Below are 688 nucleotides of genomic sequence, written 5' to 3'. Positions count from 1 at the left end.
TGCTGAATAAAGCAGAGTATAAAGAAAACTCAGAACTCAATATGAGTGATTATGAGCTAACAGAAAGAAACAAAGCAAAAATTGATGAATGCTTGAAAGAGCGTCAAGAGGCAATGGACGCTCGATCTGGCGAAGAGGGATATAACGCTCAAATTGGTAATATTAACCAACAGTCTGCAAAAATAGGTGAGTTGGCCGCGGATGACTTTGTCCGGAGTAAACGTCCTAATGCTAAGCTGCTTCATCCCAAAGATATTGGAACCTCAATTTCGAAGCCGGGCGATTTTGATATGGTTTACGAGGTGGAAGAGCCGCCACCAGGTGAAATTATAATTGTTGAGGCCAAAGGAGGGAGCAGCCCGCTGCGCAGCCGTAAGATAGGTACCATGGCATATCAGCAAGGGACAACGGAATACACTGCAGAAATCACCAACCTAATGTCTGAAAAAAAAGAAGGAACGACTGAAAAAATAGCAGCAAGAAAAATTCAACATGCAGCTTCATTCGGTATACCTATTCGATATATACATACTCAAGCAAACATCCCTGAAGGTGGGAATGTCTCAGATGTAAAAGTAGAAGTGTCAGAATTTAAAATTGATTCCAAAGGACTAAGTTAAAATGCAAAGTAAAGTTGTAGAACGCAAAGCAAATCCTGAGTTGAGTGAAAGTGGAGTTTCTTCTGAGA

At 41.0% G+C, this 688-nt stretch carries 1 pseudogene; it reads left to right on the top strand.

The window, feature by feature from the left end:
- Window positions 1-620: pseudogene (locus R7R78_RS26545) on the top strand (type IV secretion protein Rhs); the annotation flags it as partial.
- Window positions 621-688: the final 68 nt, after the last annotated feature.

This window comes from Vibrio sp. 2134-1, assembly GCF_033339495.1.
The sequence above is the reverse complement of the archived record's forward strand: the minus strand, read 5'-3'. Positions and strand labels throughout refer to the sequence as shown.